This is a genomic window from Citrobacter sp. Cb080 (genome assembly GCF_030334745.1).
GTDB classification, from domain to species: Bacteria; Pseudomonadota; Gammaproteobacteria; order Enterobacterales; family Enterobacteriaceae; genus Citrobacter; species Citrobacter braakii.
In genome coordinates this window covers 185,065-197,865 of the sequence record NZ_JAOWDG010000078.1, presented here as the reverse complement: position 1 = coordinate 197,865, position 12,801 = coordinate 185,065, and the positions used below count along the sequence as shown (strand labels likewise).

Below are 12,801 nucleotides of genomic sequence, written 5' to 3'. Positions count from 1 at the left end.
CATGGTACAGAATCCTCGCCGGGCGTTCATTATGCTGTCGGCTGTCTTTTTTTACTGGGGCGTCCTGACGGCAATTAATAGCGCCACGATTCCCTTTTTCCGGCAAGTTTTTTCGCTTTCATGGCGAGACTCGATGTTGGTAAATGTGGCGTTTTATCTCGCACCGTTTGTGATTTGTTTACCGTGTTCAGGCTGGATGGCGCGTTTAGGGTATCGCAGCGCACTCTTACTGGCGTTGATACTTGCCGCAAGTGGTTCGGTGGTGATTGCCGTATCGCTCTGGCTGGCGTCATTTGCCGGTTGCCTGGTGGGGATTTTCATTGTGGCGATGGGGGTTGCGGCGATGCAGGTGGTCGCAAACCCTTATGTTAATCGGCTTGGCGAGGCGCAAAGTGCGGCTGGACGCCTCAGTCTGGCGTCGTCCATCAACTCCCTCGGGGCGGCGCTGGCGCCTGTCGTCCTGGCGGTTGTTCTGGCTGGCTCTGTCATTTCAGTTCCAGGGATGTATCTCGGTTTGATGCTGGTGGGAGGCATACTGCTGGTTGCGTTATACCGTTTTTCAATTGCTGATTTTCGTGACGCGCACGAGAATATTTTTTCTGCGATTCGTGCGCTCAGGCGCTATGCGCAGTTTCGTACTGGGGTGAGTGGCATTCTTGTTTACGTTGGCGTGGAAGTCAGCATGGGTACTACGGCTCTCAGCTATCTTCACGACCCGTCTTTGGGCGGGTTTTCGCTTGCACAAGCGACCTCCTTTATCGCGTTGTACTGGGGCGGTGCATTGGCGGGTCGGTTTTTGTATGGCTTGCTGGCTCACTGTTGCCGACCTCAGTTGTTGTTTTGCCTGTGTTCTTCGGGAGCGGTACTACTAACCGTTGCCGCGATAGTTTTCGCTAACCGTTTTGGCGGCTATTGCCTGCTGGCGACGGGGCTCATGAACTCAGTAATGTATCCCATTATTTTCTCTCGCACGCTCTCCGGACTTGATCGCTATGCGGCATCTATTTCTGCTTGCTTGATTATGGCGGGCATTGGCGGCGGGGTGCTGCCCTTTATCCAGGGGATGGTTATTGATGCTATTGGCCTGCGTTTGAGCTTTTGGGTGCCGGTTATCGGGTATCTGTTTTTATTGCTGAACGGATTTAAGCTATACGCTCGAACGGAGGTATTTTGTGAGTAACGCCATCATTATTTGGTTAATTTAAGGTAGTACAACGGAAACTGATTTTCGGTGGTATTTAACCGTAAAGTTGGGATGACGCCAGCGCAGTGGCGTCATCTCAGTACCCAACATGATTAGCTGGCCATTCCCAGACCAACAATGTTTGCTGCGACAATGATCACTACGCAGCCAAGACTTAGCACGCTGACCGGACGTCTCCCTGCATTGCTCCACTCTTTCATGATCAGGCCCACGATACCACCGCACAGGACGTAGAAGCTCATGTGCAGCATCCAGCTCATGTAGTCATACTGTGCTGGAATTTTGGCATGGCCCCAGGCGTAAAAGAAGAACTGGAGATACCACATCAGGCCAGCAAGCGCAGAAAACAGGATATTGCTGATAATCAGCGGTTTTGCTAAAGAGAAGTCGGCCTTTACTGACAGGTTTTTCATTTTTGCCAGACGAATGAAGCAGTATCCCAGATTGATCACCGCACCACCGCCCATGATGACTACGTAGCTTGGCAGGGCGACATACAGCGGATCGATACCGAGTGTTGCAGCGGCTTCGTGCATTGGTTTAGCCGCATCCATGGCAAAGGACATCCCCGCGGAGAAAAAGCCGCACATCACCGCCAGTATCAGACCTTTTTTCAGATTGAACTCTTCGGCTTTGATGCCCATCTTGCGCTCTTTTAACTGTCCGGCGCGGGTGACAATCGCCACTCCGATCAGGGCGACCAGCACGCCGAGCAGGGTCATACGTCCGCCTGGTGTGCCAATGAGCACGTCAAATTTACCGGCAATGATTGGCGTCATTAAGGTACCAACAATTAGCGTAATGCCGATAGCGATCCCGATCCCCATCGACATACCGAGATAGCGCATAGTCAGGCCATAGTTGATATTACCAATCCCCCACATGGCACCGAATAAAAATACCGGCAGCAGGGTGGACGCACTGAATGAACTGTAATAGGCCCAGAAGTCCGGCAGAAGGATCGCGCTGACGAGCCAGGGAAGGATCAGCCATGAAACAAAACCACCTATAGACCACATGGTTTCCCAGGACCAGTGTTGTACCTTTTTAAAAGGGGCATAGAAACAAGCGGCACTAGCGGCACCGATTAGATGCCATATTATCCCCATCGTAATTGCGTTACCCATTCTGTTTCCTTTTGAATTATCGATTTGGCAGGATGAAAACACCCGTTTTGATGTTCAAAAGTCTAAAGAGTGAGCAATAGATTAACCTTCAGCATGCTGCCGTGTGATCAGTAATGCTGGCAAAATTCAGGGGATGAAAGGGATATTGATCACAAATGCGGCCCCGCCCCTCTTTTTTGAGAAGGGCGGAAATATAGAGGATTAGCAAATTCTTACTGCCTGAATACCCAGTAGCCAGGCGAGTTTTTCCAGTGCCTCGCCATGGTGTCCCAGGCCAATGCTGCAATGATGAGCTGGGCCGCCCATGCACCATTGCGTGGTGAACTCGCGAGCTGATAACGGGAAGCGATAGCGGCTATTGGTGTTGCCAATATCCAGGACTTCACCTGGTACAGCTTCACCCTCGGCATACTGTAAACGCACCCCGTTTTCGGCATCTTCAATTACCGAAAGAAAGGTCACCGGACCTGATTTTACGGTCATCTGGATAGAGACACCTTTACCGGGTTTACCATGATAAACCGGCAGCGGCACCAGACTCACCGGACCATCCGCCATCAGTGGGTGTGCCGGACCGTCATGTCCCCACAAAACAGCATCATCATTAAATTCAATGCCATATGGTTCTGAGAATGAACCGCCAGCCCCCAGAAGTTGCTGAATTTTCATCGCCAGCACATTTTTGATTTCATATTCTCCCGCTACGGGAATACCACGGTGGGTAAGCAGCGTGTTGCCGAGAATGATTGAGGTGATGATGTTCTCGTAAGCGTTGCCGTTACGGCCTTCATAATAATAGGCTAGTGCACCGAGTTTATTCTGGGCAATCAGTTTATCCATGGCGCAGGCAGTGGTGAGTGCGCGGTTGAGCTCTGCAGGTTCGCATGCCGCATCCAACTGAAGTACACGGTGCATTTCCTGTCGTTTGGCATTGAGGTCTGCCTCGCTGACCTGCTCGCGATATTCCGCCAACTCACACATTTCCAATGGCTTAAAGCGTACGCCCATTTTGGCGGACAAGTTCGTCATATTGCTGTAAACGTCTACCATGCCGTCATAATAGTGCCCGAGGACGCCGACCTGACAATTTGCCAGCATTTGACGAGCGTTAAGTGCCTGTAGCCACTGCGCCGTTTGTTGCCAGACATACTCATCGCCCTGTAATGCGCCAACAATCAACTGAAAGCGGATATTTGCACGGTTAAACACGTTTGCCAGTTCGGGTGCGCTGCAGGCCTGACAGTGCGCCAGCCACTCTCCAGTACGACCTCCACGATCGGGTATTTGACGGATTGTTGAATAAGGCAGCCCTGGCTCTGGCTGTAGGGCCAGAATAATGACCGGTTTATTGATACTCTGCACAAGCGGTAGCACCGTTGAGCTGAGCGCGTAGGTGCTGATGTAAAGACAGACAGCATCGACCGGCTGTTGCTGCAACCGTCTGATAAGGGCATCGGCTTTATCGACGTTATCAATCAGGCCGCCATTAATCACGCTGGCTTGTTGCGCCGTCAGGCGCTCATCAATTGATTGCAGATAGCCCTGAAGATGTGACTCCAGGCCTGTAAACTGGGGCCAGTATGTGTCGAGGCCGATACCAAAAAGGGCAATGTTGACAGACATAGCAATATTTCCTTGTGAGATAATCTTCAGACTATGTCGTGCTTTATCTCCCATGTCCTTCATGTCGCTGCCTATTTTCTACTCAGATTGGCAAAATCAGCCTGATTTTCCCAGTGATGCTCACACTTTTACCTCATAATAGCCATGTAAAAAGTACGGCATTGATAATCATTTTCAATATCATTTAATTAACTATAATGACCCAACTGCTTACGCGGCGTTAACACTGGCCGCCCGACAATACTGGAGATGATTATGAGTTATACACTGCCATCCCTGCCGTACGCTTATGATGCCCTTGAACCGCACTTTGATAAGCAGACGATGGAAATCCACCATACCAAACACCACCAGGCTTACGTAAACAACGCTAACGCTGCGCTGGAAAGCTTACCTGAATTCGCGAGCCTGCCTGTTGAAGAGCTGATCACCAAACTGGATCAACTGCCAGCAGACAAGAAAACCGTACTGCGTAACAACGCGGGCGGCCACGCTAACCACAGCCTGTTCTGGAAAGGTCTGAAAACCGGTACTACGCTGCAGGGCGACCTGAAAGCGGCTATCGAACGTGACTTCGGCTCCGTGGACAACTTCAAAGCTGAATTTGAAAAAGCTGCGGCAACCCGTTTTGGTTCCGGCTGGGCGTGGCTGGTTCTGAAAGGTGACAAACTGGCTGTTGTTTCCACTGCTAACCAGGATTCCCCGCTGATGGGTGAAGCTATCTCTGGCGCTTCCGGCTTCCCGATCGTGGGCCTGGACGTTTGGGAACACGCTTACTACCTGAAATTCCAGAACCGTCGCCCGGACTACATCAAAGAGTTCTGGAACGTGGTGAACTGGGACGAAGCTGCCGCGCGTTTCGCAGCGAAAAAATAAGTTCTACGCTTTAGTAAGCCCCTGCAAGCGATGCTTGTGGGGGTTTTTTTGTGATCAAAATCAATATAAAAACAATGATCCACTTAAATTGAAACAAGGTTTTATTATGCGAGTGGGATCACTTTTATAGTCTCTATGAATGTCTATCTTCGTTTCATCAAGACGGGCGCATCTCATAAGCAAGATGCAATCGCCCATAAAAATTGCCCCATTTTTATGTCTACAGGTGATGGAAATGCAGATCAAACGAACGATAGAGAAAATCCCAGGCGGCATGATGCTGGTGCCGCTTTTTTTGGGCGCGTTGTGTCACACCTTTTCCCCCGGCGCCGGGAAATACTTCGGCTCCTTTACCAACGGTATGATCACCGGTACGGTGCCTATTCTGGCGGTCTGGTTCTTTTGTATGGGGGCGTCGATCAAGCTAAGCGCCACCGGTACCGTGCTGCGTAAATCAGGCACGCTGGTCATAACCAAGATTCTGGTAGCGTGGGTGGTCGCGGCGATTGCTTCACGTATTCTGCCGGAACATGGTGTAGAAGTTGGTTTCTTCGCCGGGTTGTCTACGCTGGCGCTGGTGGCCGCCATGGATATGACCAACGGCGGGCTGTATGCCTCGATTATGCAGCAGTACGGCACCAAAGAAGAGGCCGGGGCGTTTGTCCTGATGTCGCTGGAGTCTGGCCCGCTGATGACTATGGTGATTCTGGGAACCGCCGGGATCGCTTCGTTTGAACCGCACGTGTTTGTCGGGGCCGTATTACCGTTCCTGATTGGCTTTGCGCTGGGGAATCTGGACCCTGAGCTGCGGGAATTCTTCAGCAAAGCGGTGCAGACGTTGATTCCTTTCTTTGCCTTCGCGCTTGGTAACACCATTGATTTGAGCGTGATTGCGCAGACCGGTGTACTGGGTATTTTGCTGGGCGTGGCGGTAATTATTATTACCGGTATTCCATTGATTATCGCCGATAAACTGATTGGAGGCGGCGATGGCACAGCGGGGATTGCGGCCTCCAGCTCAGCTGGTGCGGCGGTCGCTACGCCAGTGCTGATTGCTGAAATGGTTCCGGCATTTAAACCGATGGCGCCGGCAGCAACTTCCCTTGTCGCCACGTCGGTGATTGTGACCTCCATTCTGGTGCCGATTATCACTTCCATCTGGTCGAAAAGAGTTAAAGCCAGGGCGGCGGAAATTGATATTCGTAGCGCCGTGAAGTAAGCCTCTTTTGCCGGATGGTCTGTTCCATCCGGCTTAACGATTTACGCTTTGACGACAAATACCTCATCGATGGTCCGACACTCACCCTCGTTCAACTCTCCGCCGGCATTTCGTGACACGCCGGTGCAATAGCCAAACTTACGCGATACCACGGTTTTGATGGTGGTGACGAAATCTTCGCCGATGGCGTAGATGGACATGTAGGTGCCAATCTGGTCCTGAATGTCGCGAAGTGCTGTCAGGTCGCCCTGTTTAAATGCTTCCCGTGCGCTGACAAACAGTTCAGGCATGACGTTGTTTAATCCTGAAATCACCCCCGCGCCGCCTGCCAGCAGGTTAGGAATGTAGTATTCGTCATAGCCGGACAACACGGCAAAATCCTCCCGTACGGCGCGGGTGGTCTGGATCATACTGCGAGTATGGGACTGGCAGTCGACGGTATCTTTAATGCCTGCGAAGTTGGGGAACTCGGCGGCGAGGGTGGCAACCAGTTCAGGTGTTAAATCGCAGCCAGTGCGCGCCGGAAAGTTATAGGCAAACCATTTACCGCTGAGCTTCTGCCCCAACTGACGGAAGTAGCTCAGCAGCTGTTTTGCCGTTTGCCCGTAGTAGTAAGGCGGCAGGATCATCACGGCATCGTAATCGGCGCGATACGCTTCCTGCGCCATCAACAGCACATCATTCTGGCAGGTGGATGAGACGTTGGCGACCATCTTCAGCGAGCTCATAGCGCGGGCCTCGCGGATCAGTAACAGCTTTTCTTCGAGCGTAAAGGAGGCAAATTCCCCGATGCTACCCATCAGCAAAATCACGTCGATTTTGGCCTCGGTAAGGCGTTTGAGATGCTGGCTCAGACCGTTAAGATCGATCTTGCCGTCATTATCCATTGGCGTAATGGAAGGACACCAGACGCCAGCAAATTGCGATTGACCAGTCACGTTGTTGACTCCTTATTTGAAATGATGTTTCAAAACCAGATTACATTGATAGCATGTGTCCCTAAGTTTCATGTGAACCGTGCTCTCATTTTGAGCGACTGGGGTAAAATAAATGTGGTGTAATGGGGGAAATTTATCGGGAGAGGGAACAGATGCGATATCCGGTCGATGTTTTTACAGGCAAGGTTCGGGACTACACGGGAAGCCGTCCCAGCGCGATTGCTAAGGTCCAGGTTGACGGCGAGCTGATGCTGACCGAACTGGGGCTGACGGGTGATGAACAGGCGGAAACGAAAATTCACGGTGGGCCGGATCGCGCGCTGTGCCACTATCCGCGTGAACACTATCAGCACTGGAGACAAGAGTTTCCGGAGCAGGCAGAGCGCTTTGTCGCGCCCGCGTTTGGCGAGAATCTCTCTACTCAGGGGCTAACGGAAGAGAATGTATTTATTGGCGACATTTTCCAGTGGGGAGATGCGCTGATTCAGGTCACGCAGCCGCGCTCACCGTGCTTTAAGCTGAATTTCCATTTTGGCATCAGCGATATGGCTAGCCAGATGCAGGATGCAGGCAAGACGGGCTGGTTGTGCAGCGTCATCGCTCCAGGCCAGGTGTCGGCGGACGCGCCGTTGATCCTGGCTTCACGCGTCAGCGACGTCAGCGTGCGGGAGGCGATTGCCATTGCCTGGCATATGCCGTTTGATGACTCACAATATCACCGTTTACTCTCGGCTGCCGGGTTATCGAAAAGCTGGACCAGAACGATGCAAAAGCGTCGTTTAAGCGGCAAGATCGAAGACAATTCCCGCCGTTTGTGGGGAAAATAAAGCCATTCTGGCCATGCAATTAAATCAGGTGGTAACACCTGATTTGCCTTTCTCGTGGTTCTTATCTCTGCATACTAAGGCGGGTTAAAAAACCTGCTTGTCACGCCATGTTTTCAGTCCATTCTTGATACCTGGCCCACAAAAAGAAACTCTGCGTTGAAAAAAAACTTGAGTATTTCCTGCACTCAAATATCTTAGCTTTAAATTGGTTTAAACCAGATGAGCAAGATGAAAAAGAAAAACAATGTTGATGTGCTTAGAGAGCGCTTTGAAAGCTGGTTAAACGAGAATAATTTGCCAGCGGGCTCTAAATTGCCTTCGGAGAGAGAGTTATGTGAGTTGCTGGATGCGAAGCGCATGACCTTACGTCAGGTTCTGATTGAGCTTGAGATCGATGCGCGTATCTTCCGAAAGAACCGCAGTGGTTGGTTTATTTCATCGAAGCGATTTATTTATAATCCCAAATCACTTTCCAGCTTTAATGCTGAAGCCTGTGCTCAGGGGCGCAAGCCTTTTTGGGGTTATTTAACCAAAGAAACGATTGCGACGGTTCCGCACCATGTTGATGATGTTTTTCTCTCCTCCGGTGATCGCTATTTAGTTACCGGTTGGTGTGGTCTTGATTCGCATAAAGTGTTTTACCATGAGTCCTATATTGATGCTGATGTTGCGCCAGGATTCATTAACAAATTGGGCAATCAGTCTTTTGCCAGCGTCTGGGAAGATGCGTTTGGTCATGCTTTAAATATCAAAGAAATGATTTTTAAACCGGTCAATATGCCAGAAGTGGCCTGCAAAGAGTTGGGCGTTGCGCCTAATACTTATGGAATTTTAGTAGAAAAACATCGGGCTACCCGAGATAAAAAAGTGGTTCAGGTTGATTTTGAATACTGGCGACTTGAATCTGTGGAACTTGTTATTCGTGATGAATGAGAAAAATAATGGGAAAATGCAACCAAGAACTTCTCGCTGAACGTGCGAGAAATATACCACTGTACCTACATGCTTATGCCTTTCATCTGAATATGCGCTATGAGAGAGTCCTTCCGGGCGATCTTCTGGATATTGCGCATCAGCAACAATTAAAGGGAGTGAAAATACATGTTGAGGATGGTGAGTCCCAATCGCTGCAGAAACTAAACGATCGGCAGTTGCACGATTTTAAAGAAAAGGCCAAAAAATATAACCTCGATGTACATATTGAAACGAGCGCATCGGACAAGGTGACATTGACGGATGCGATCCGTATTGCTGTGGCAACTGGCGCAACTTCAGTACGTTTCTACCCCCGCTATGAAGGACATCTCAACGATGTCATGGCAAAGATTGCCAATGATATTGCGTGGTTGTCTCAGTATGACGATTGCGGACTAAGCTTTACTATCGAACAGCATGAAGATCTGCAAGGCCATGAACTGGTGACGCTGGTTAATAATAGTGGAATGAAGAATCTCTCTATTCTGTTTGATTTTGGCAACATGATTAACGCCAATGAGCAGCCGCTTTCTGCGTTAGAGGTCATGTCCCCTCTAATCACTCAGGTGCATATCAAAGACGCAAAAATTATTAAAGAAGGTAAAGGCTGGGGGCATGAGGCTTGTCGTTCAGGATACGGTGACTTACCAATGGAAGAGATGCTTAAGGCATTATTACTTTTAGGTGAGGATAAACCGCAAGTAAATGCTTTTGGTCTGGAAGAGGAAGTTGAATATTATGCTCCGGCATTTCGTTTTGATGATGAAGGTGATAATCCCTGGATCCCATGGCGCGATGCAAGCTATACGCCGCTGCCCGACAGTAACATGATTGATGCGCGACTGGCGCAGGAAAAAGAACATGCTCTTGCTCAAATAAAGTATATCCGTGATTTATGCGACAAGTTTACAAGTAATAAATAAACTTCTTTAAATATTATTAAATGCGAAAAGGGTTATGAAAATAACTCTCTTAATTTATTAACTGCATGATTTAATTTAAATATTTCTCTCAACAAGCAATGAGGGTTTAATTATGTTCATGAACAAATGGGCAAGGCTCTGTTTTTTAATTTTAGGCGGCGGCACAATATTCAAACTTTCAAGTATGAAAGACGTTTTCTATGTGCCAATGCAAAGTGACTGGGGTTTAACCAATACGCAAATTGGTTTAAGTTTTACTGTTTATACGATTGTTCAGACAACCGGGCTTTTTCTGTCGCTCTATATCGCAGACCGTTATTCCAAGAAAATATTATTACCATTTGGTCTGATCGGCGTTGGGCTATGCGGTTTATATTTGGCGACGCTACCGTCATTTACCGGTTATCTTATTTGCTTTGCCGCAATGGCGTTCTTTGCCGATGTGGTTTATTGGCCGGTGTTACTGAAAGCTGTGCGTCTGCTAGGTACGCAAGAAGAACAAGGGCGCATGTTTGGCTTTTTAGAAGCCGGACGCGGCGTGGTGGATGTTATCGTCGCTTCTGGCGCTCTGTTTGTTTTCGTCCAGTTTGGTGAAGGTAAAGCGGGGATGCAGGCTGGACTGCTGTTTTATACGCTAATTACGCTGGCTGCGGGCGTTCTCACTTACTTTATTGTCGATGATGACAAAGTGAAAGGCGGCGAGAAAACCAGTGCCAACATGGAAGTCTTAAAGGGTATCAAACATGTGTTGTCCTGCCCTAACGTCTGGCTGGCTTCTTTAGGGATTTTCTTCGTTTACGCCGCGTACTGTGGCCTGTGATGTAGCCCCCTGAAACACCGGACAGTAGCTGTATCTCCAGATAAGAGATAGGCTTGAATATATGTCTAACACTAACGCCAATTTTGAGATGACCGGGATCCTGTTAGGGCAAGAAGTCCGTAAACGTAAAACTCCTCAGGAGAAGATCGCCATTATCCAGCAGACGATGGAGCCGGGTATGAATGTCTCCCATGTCGCCCGCCTGCATGGTATCCAGCCCAGCCTGCTGTTTAAGTGGAAGAAGCAATATCAGGAAGGCAGCCTCACCGCCGTTGCGGCTGGAGAGGAAGTCGTTCCTGCTTCTGAGCTTACTGCTGCTCTGAAGCAGGTCCGGGAGCTTCAGCGCCTTCTGGGCAAGAAGACGATGGAAGTTGAGATCCTGAAAGAAGCCGTGGAGTACGGTCAGTCGCGAAAATGGATAGCGCACGCGCCCTTGTTGCCAAAGGACGGGGAATAGCCATGGTCTGCCGGACCATGGGCGTGTCGCGTGCGCAACTGTCACTGCGGATTAACCGTTCTGCCGACTGGCAGGACAGGCGCTGTAACCGGCGTAATGAAGAAGCAGACGCAGAAATACTGTCGGCTATCCTCAACATTATCAGCGATATGCCGAGTTATGGTTATCGACGCGTGTGGGGCATCCTGCGCAAGCAACGTCGCACAGAGGGACAGCTACCTGTGAATGCCAAACGGCTTTACAGGATAATGCGTGAGCATAACCTGTTGTTGTTGCATCACAAACCAGAGCGACCGAAGCGTGAACATAAGGGCAAGATAGCGGTGGCAGAAAGCGATATGCGCTGGTGTTCAGATGGCTTCGAGTTCGGCTGCGACAACGGCGAAAAACTGCGGGTAACGTTCGCGCTGGACTGCTGCGACCGTGAGGCCATAGACTGGGCAGCAAGCACGGGAGGCTATGACAGTTCGACCGTGCAGGATGTGATGCTGAGGTCGGTGGAAAAGCGCTTCGGCGACAGGTTGCCCGACACAGCGGTGCAGTGGCTGACGGATAACGGTTCAGCGTATACCGCGTATGAAACGCGGAGGTTCGCGAGAGAGCTGAATCTGGAGCCCTGCACAACAGCGGTGAGCAGCCCGCAGAGTAATGGCATGGCCGAACGGTTCGTGAAAACGATGAAAGAAGACTATATCGCGTTCATGCCAAAACCGGATGTGAGAACAGCACTGCGAAACCTTGCAGTAGCGTTCACGCATTACAATGAAAACCACCCGCACAGCGCGCTGGGATATCACTCCCCGAGGGAATACCGGCGGCAGCGGACATCGTTAACTTAAGATACAAAAGCTGTTCGGAGATGGAGGGTCAAGATCACTTTCTTGAATCTGAATGAAAAACAGGCATACGTTCCCGAAGGACACTCATAACGATTATAGGCATTGGGCGAATGATGACTTTTGTTACCAATGATGCTTTTAACTTTCAACCGCATCATTGAGTTTGGATTAGACGAGAAATCGGTTAATGCCCACACATTTTGTTTTGAACTGGTAAGTTGCTCAAATATTAGATTTAATCGATGCAGATGCGAGTCACTGGCAGGCGGGATTGGTGTGTCATAGTTGTACTGAAATCCATGCACGATATCAGCAGGTAAGGTACGTAGTTGCAATTCGCCGACAACAATATCACTGCGCAGTACAAACGACATTAACGGCGAAAGATCCCAACTGGGATTTTTACGGTATTCTGTGGGGGTATAACCGGTTAGTTTTTTAAATTCACGGCAGAAAGATTGCTGAGAATCGAATCCTACCCGCACTGAAATATCGATAATATCCATATGAGTAAGGCGTAACAAGCTTGCTGCTTTGGTTATCCGTCGCCTACGAATATAAAGCCCCACAGGCATATTTATTCGCTGCTTTAAAATATTCTGTATATGTCTGCGACTGTATCCGGAAAACTGTGAAATGTCATCAATACCAATGCCTGAAACAAAATTATCTTCTATATAATACAATACATCATTTATAGTCTTTGACTTCAATGGCCCTCTCCTACCCCAATAAATAACGTAATAACAAAAAGCATCAATGCGTTTAACAATCAGGCAAAGAAATAGGTATGTATCGGGGCTATTATTTTTTATATCGTAGCGGAAGGTATCTCGTCAAATACCTTTTAATAAATATACAAGTCATTAAATCATCGACCAAAAAATTCTTAAAATAAATATTATAAACACTGCATTAATTTAAGAAATAATATTTATCGAAGAAACTATACTCAATGAAACAATTATCACTA

At 49.1% G+C, this 12,801-nt stretch carries 11 protein-coding genes and 1 pseudogene; 8 read left to right on the top strand and 4 right to left on the bottom strand.

The features are described 5' to 3' along the window. The first annotated feature begins 1 nt into the window (after window position 1). Window positions 2-1,180, top strand: a complete 1,179-nt coding sequence (locus tag OGV38_RS18125) for an MFS transporter (protein ID WP_115191157.1) — start codon at window positions 2-4, stop codon at window positions 1,178-1,180. Between the two features lie 116 nt (window positions 1,181-1,296). Here OGV38_RS18125 and rhaT read toward each other — a convergent pair whose 3' ends face one another. Continuing rightward, window positions 1,297-2,331, bottom strand: coding sequence for an L-rhamnose/proton symporter RhaT (gene rhaT / locus OGV38_RS18120; protein ID WP_016157897.1), 1,035 nt, complete (start codon window positions 2,329-2,331; stop codon window positions 1,297-1,299). A 201-nt stretch (window positions 2,332-2,532) separates the two neighbouring features. Continuing rightward, window positions 2,533-3,954: an L-fucose/L-arabinose isomerase family protein gene (locus tag OGV38_RS18115; RefSeq protein WP_286474325.1), complete on the bottom strand. Its 1,422-nt coding sequence runs from the start codon at window positions 3,952-3,954 to the stop codon at window positions 2,533-2,535. Between the two features lie 255 nt (window positions 3,955-4,209). Here OGV38_RS18115 and sodA point away from each other — a divergent pair, with 255 nt between their 5' ends. Next, a complete protein-coding gene (gene sodA / locus OGV38_RS18110; protein WP_016155203.1) occupies window positions 4,210-4,830 on the top strand; it encodes a superoxide dismutase [Mn] in 621 nt (206 codons plus the stop codon). 235 nt (window positions 4,831-5,065) lie between these two features. Next, window positions 5,066-6,049, top strand: a complete 984-nt coding sequence (gene kdgT, locus OGV38_RS18105; RefSeq protein WP_016155204.1) for a 2-keto-3-deoxygluconate transporter — start codon at window positions 5,066-5,068, stop codon at window positions 6,047-6,049. A gap of 41 nt (window positions 6,050-6,090) precedes the next feature. Here the strand turns inward: kdgT and OGV38_RS18100 are convergent, their stop codons facing one another. Beyond that, a complete protein-coding gene (locus OGV38_RS18100) occupies window positions 6,091-6,987 on the bottom strand; it encodes a dihydrodipicolinate synthase family protein (RefSeq protein ID WP_016155205.1) in 897 nt (298 codons plus the stop codon). Window positions 6,988-7,139: 152 nt separating this feature from the next. On the opposite strand from OGV38_RS18100, the gene yiiM reads away from it, so the two are divergent. The 5 genes and pseudogenes from yiiM (at window position 7,140) to OGV38_RS18075 (ending at window position 11,828) form a co-directional block, all read left to right on the top strand. Further along, window positions 7,140-7,814, top strand: a complete 675-nt coding sequence (gene yiiM, locus OGV38_RS18095) for a 6-hydroxyaminopurine reductase (RefSeq protein WP_075848782.1) — start codon at window positions 7,140-7,142, stop codon at window positions 7,812-7,814. A 228-nt stretch (window positions 7,815-8,042) separates the two neighbouring features. Further along, complete coding sequence (locus OGV38_RS18090; protein ID WP_019077919.1) at window positions 8,043-8,747, top strand: GntR family transcriptional regulator; 705 nt, start codon at window positions 8,043-8,045, stop codon at window positions 8,745-8,747. 8 nt (window positions 8,748-8,755) lie between these two features. Next, on the top strand, window positions 8,756-9,712 hold the full coding sequence (locus tag OGV38_RS18085) for a sugar phosphate isomerase/epimerase family protein (protein ID WP_049040558.1): 957 nt from the start codon (window positions 8,756-8,758) through the stop codon (window positions 9,710-9,712). Window positions 9,713-9,830: 118 nt separating this feature from the next. Then, window positions 9,831-10,529, top strand: a pseudogene (locus OGV38_RS18080) (MFS transporter); the annotation flags it as partial. A 91-nt stretch (window positions 10,530-10,620) separates the two neighbouring features. Next, window positions 10,621-11,828 (top strand): IS3 family transposase gene (locus tag OGV38_RS18075; RefSeq protein ID WP_117086587.1). Its coding sequence is split into 2 segments (ribosomal slippage): window positions 10,621-10,942 and window positions 10,942-11,828, totalling 1,209 coding nucleotides; the frame shifts between segments, so codons are not numbered across the junction. Here the strand turns inward: OGV38_RS18075 and OGV38_RS18070 are convergent. After that, window positions 11,825-12,541, bottom strand: coding sequence for a helix-turn-helix transcriptional regulator (locus OGV38_RS18070; RefSeq protein WP_286474320.1), 717 nt, complete (start codon window positions 12,539-12,541; stop codon window positions 11,825-11,827). The two genes, OGV38_RS18075 and OGV38_RS18070, sit on opposite strands and share 4 nt — an antisense overlap. Between the last annotated feature and the right edge of the window lie 260 nt (window positions 12,542-12,801).

Excerpts from the sequence above, each read along its gene's own strand:
- OGV38_RS18125 (WP_115191157.1), top strand. The coding sequence starts at position 2 with ATGGTACAGAATCCTCGCCGGGCGTTCATTATGCTGTCGGCTGTCTTT.
- rhaT (WP_016157897.1), bottom strand. The coding sequence starts at position 2,331 with ATGGGTAACGCAATTACGATGGGGATAATATGGCATCTAATCGGTGCC.
- OGV38_RS18115 (WP_286474325.1), bottom strand. The coding sequence starts at position 3,954 with ATGTCTGTCAACATTGCCCTTTTTGGTATCGGCCTCGACACATACTGG.
- sodA (WP_016155203.1), top strand. The coding sequence starts at position 4,210 with ATGAGTTATACACTGCCATCCCTGCCGTACGCTTATGATGCCCTTGAA.
- kdgT (WP_016155204.1), top strand. The coding sequence starts at position 5,066 with ATGCAGATCAAACGAACGATAGAGAAAATCCCAGGCGGCATGATGCTG.
- yiiM (WP_075848782.1), top strand. The coding sequence starts at position 7,140 with ATGCGATATCCGGTCGATGTTTTTACAGGCAAGGTTCGGGACTACACG.
- OGV38_RS18090 (WP_019077919.1), top strand. The coding sequence starts at position 8,043 with ATGAAAAAGAAAAACAATGTTGATGTGCTTAGAGAGCGCTTTGAAAGC.
- OGV38_RS18085 (WP_049040558.1), top strand. The coding sequence starts at position 8,756 with ATGGGAAAATGCAACCAAGAACTTCTCGCTGAACGTGCGAGAAATATA.